This window comes from Kitasatospora sp. NPDC057198 (assembly GCF_042670125.1).
Lineage (GTDB): Bacteria > Actinomycetota > Actinomycetes > Streptomycetales > Streptomycetaceae > Kitasatospora.
Map to the genome: position 1 here is coordinate 1 of NZ_JBHUWH010000662.1, position 3,242 is coordinate 3,242.

At 75.8% G+C, this 3,242-nt stretch carries 3 protein-coding genes; 1 reads left to right on the forward strand and 2 read right to left on the reverse strand.

Translation table 11 applies throughout. From position 1 onward, the window contains the following. Positions 1 to 160 precede the first annotated feature (160 nt). Together ACFUEL_RS37405 and ACFUEL_RS37410 are read right to left on the reverse strand one after the other, a co-directional pair. Positions 161 to 1,330, reverse strand: coding sequence for a hypothetical protein (locus ACFUEL_RS37405; protein WP_380242319.1), 1,170 nt, complete (start codon positions 1,328 to 1,330; stop codon positions 161 to 163). 376 nt (positions 1,331 to 1,706) lie between these two features. Beyond that, positions 1,707 to 2,453 (reverse strand): hypothetical protein, encoded by a 747-nt coding sequence (locus tag ACFUEL_RS37410; RefSeq protein ID WP_380242321.1) that lies wholly within the window; start codon positions 2,451 to 2,453, stop codon positions 1,707 to 1,709. Positions 2,454 to 2,811: 358 nt separating this feature from the next. Here ACFUEL_RS37410 and ACFUEL_RS37415 point away from each other — a divergent pair. After that, a partial coding sequence (locus ACFUEL_RS37415) for a hypothetical protein (RefSeq protein WP_380242322.1) occupies positions 2,812 to 3,242 on the forward strand: 431 nt, incomplete at its 3' end.

Sequence of the window (3,242 nt, forward strand, 5' to 3'; positions counted from 1 at the left end):
CGCTGGTGCCGGTCCGGGCGGCCGCGTACCTGCCCCACGGCCGGAAGGCAGTGGGGCAGGTACGGGTGGTGAGCCCGGACGACCGCGACCCGGCGAACGACCGGACGCCGTTCGTGCTCACCGTCTCCTGACGCGGCGCCGACGGCGGATCAGCGGCGGGTCAGCGGTAGACCCGCAGGTAGTCGGCGCTGAACGCGACCGGTGCGCTGCCGCTCGCCGCCGGGTGGTACTGCCCGGCGCTGAGCGAGAGGTTGAGGATGGGGTAGGCCGACCAGTTCGCGCCGACGCCCGTCCCGTCGGAGAACACCTTCGCGCCGTTGACGTACCAGTCGACCGAGTCCGCGCCGTAGTACGTGCCGATGGTGACCCAGCGGTCGGGGGCGATCGCGTTCGCGTCGGTGTGGTACTTCAGGCCGGAGCGGATCCGGTTGGAGAGCTCCAGCAGGTTCGGGTTGTCCGGGTGGTACTCGAAGCTGTCGATCTCGTTGTTGCCGTCCTTCCAGGTCCACAGCGCGGGCCAGGCCCCGGTGCCGGCGGGCAGCTTGACCCGGGTCTCGATGTAGTCGCCGGTGCGGACCTGGAAGCCGTCCTTGCTGTACTCGGTGGTGAGCAGGCCGGTGTCCCACGCCTGCCTGCCGTTCTCCAGGGTGTGCGCGGACGGGGTGGCGGTGAAGGTGGCGACGCCGCCGGAGACGGTGACGGCGGACGGGGCCAGCCAGTCGAGCTTGTTGTCGTCGGGGTTGTGGCTGCCGTAGCGGTACGCGCTGCTGCGGTCGCCGGTCCACTTGCTGCCCCAGGCGATCGGGCCGGAGAACTCCTCCGCCCAGGTCAGCGCCTTGCCCGGGACGGGTATGGCGGGCGCGGCGGGCGCGCTCGGCTCGGCGGGCGTGCTCGGCGCGGCGTCGGCCACGGTGAGCGTCCGCGAGGGCAGGTTGTGCCAGCCGCCCGCGGTGTCCTGCCAGAACCCGAACTGGGTGTAGCTCCCGGCCGGCAGGGTGCGGGCGCCGGTGGTGACGGTGGCGCCGCCGGGGCAGATCCGGACGTTGCTCGCGCTGCCCGGGAAGTCCAGGTTGGTCCCGGCCGCGTCGCGGACGCCGACGCCGACGGTCTTCGCGGTGAAGCAGCGGTTCGCGTGCAGGGTGAGCGAGGCGGTGCTCGCGCTGCCGGCGGTCATCCCGGTCGGGGCGAGCCGGTCCTGGACGACGCTGACGGCGCCGGTGGTGAGGGCCGCGGCGGGCCCGGCGGCGAGCGGTACGCCGACCAGGGCGGCGGCGCCGGCCAGGACGCCGAGTCGGGCGGGAGCGGTACGGGCGAGGGGCGTGGGTCGCATGGGGTGGGGTCCTCCGCGACGCCTGCGAGGTGAGCTGTCGGGTTCGGTCCGCCGCGGAATCACCGCACGCGCCCGGCCGCACGCACGCGCGGCTTCACCCCGAGCCGCACCCGGTCCCCACCGCCGGGCAGGGGCGGTGGCCGGGCAGGGCGTACTGCCGTGGGTCCCCCGCTCCCGCCCGTGGTGTGTGCTGTGGGAACGCCGTCGACCGGGCAGGATTCGGCGTCCCGACGGCGGATGCACCCCGTCCGGGGCACCCTCGCAGGCTAGGCAGATTGTCGCTTTGTCTCCAAGGCTCCCGCCCTCGCTGAGAGCACTCTCACACCCCGCCCGCCCAGGACCGCCGGACCGGCCCGACCAGGACCGCTCCGGCGGGTCAGCCCTCGTCCGCCCACAGCCCGTCGAGGTCGAGCCGGAGGGCGTGCAGGCCACCCGCCCCAGCGGTCAGCAGGCGGCCGTCCGCGGTGAGCGCCACCGCGCTGCTGTCGTGCAGGGCCGGTAGCGGGGCCACCCGCCCGCTGAAGAGGTGCCAGAGGTGGATCCGCCGGTCGGACCAGGCGACGGCGAGGACGGGCCCGGCCTCGGTGTCGGCGGCTCCGAGTGCGGTGGGGATCGCGTTGCGGCGTTCCACGGGGCCCGGCATGAGTTCGCCGCTGCCGGAGTCCCAGAGTCGGACCGCTCCGTCGAGACCGCCGGTGAGCAGGAGGAGCGTGCCGGTGTCCGGCAGGTCGAGGCAGGCGACCGCGGTCACCCCGGAGCGGTGGGGTTCGACGGTGCGTGCGCCCAGGCCGGGGTCGCGCAGCGACCAGAGGTGGACGCGGCCCTTGCCGTCCCCGAGCGCGGCGTAGCGGGTGGAGGCGCCCAGGGCGGTGATTCCGTCGTCGGCCGACAGCAGGGTCCTGGCGTTGTGGTGCAGCGTCATGTGGTGCGCGCTGCTCGGGACCGCTCCGGGGACGAGCGGGATCGGGTTCAGGACTCCCGAGCGGTCGAGCCCGAGCAGGCACCTGCCGTCCAGGGCCGCAAGCGACTGGGGGGACCAGGGCGTTCCCGCGTCCGGGCTGCCGGTGGCCCGGCCGTCGGCCGTGGTGCGGCGGGTGAGCCTGCCGAGGGCGTCGGCGCTCACCACCGTGCGACGGCCGTCCGCCGTCGCGGGGAGCAGGGCCAGTGCGGCGGTCGCCCGTCCGGGGAGCGACCACTCGGCGGTCCAGGCGGAGGTCTCGGCCAGCGGCCGCAGGTACTCCGCGAGTCTCGGGTCCCGGCCGACCGCCGCAGCGTGCAGGAGGGCGGCGCGTTCCGCATCGGTCAGCCCGTGCCGAGAGGGCGGGGGCGGCGTCCTCCCAGACCTCGCGCAGGTGGCGGGGCGCGGCCGTCGAGGGGTCCGCGAGCGCGGCGGTGACGGCTGCCACCGAGCCGTGCACCAGGTAGCCGGGGTCGGTCAGCAGTCGGCGCGCGGCCGCCGCGGAGGGTGCCCGGTCGAGGGCGTGCTCGCGCTGCTCGGGCGTGGCGGTGCGCCAGTCCGCACCGGCCTGCGGGCCGTCCGGCGGCGCCGGTTCCGCGAACGGCGCCGCCCCCGCCGGGGCGTCGAGCAGCAGGGTCAACGGGTCGTCGCCGCCGAGCAGTTCGGCGGTGTCGGTCTCGACGACCAACCGGACACCGGGCAGTTCCCGCAGAGGGGCGATCAGCTCCGCCACGACCTCGGCCGGGGAGGCGGCGGGCAGCTGGGCGGGCCCGCGTCCGGCGCGGTGCAGGTCCGCGACGAGGAGCAGCACCGGGCGCGGGTCGGCCGCCAGTCGGCGGACGAGTTCGGCCGGTTCCAGCGGGCCGTAGCCGAGTTGGCGGCCCGTCTGCCAGGACAGGGTCCGTACGGTCTGTCCCTCGGCGAAGCCGACCGCGTGGACGGTGGCCCCGGGGT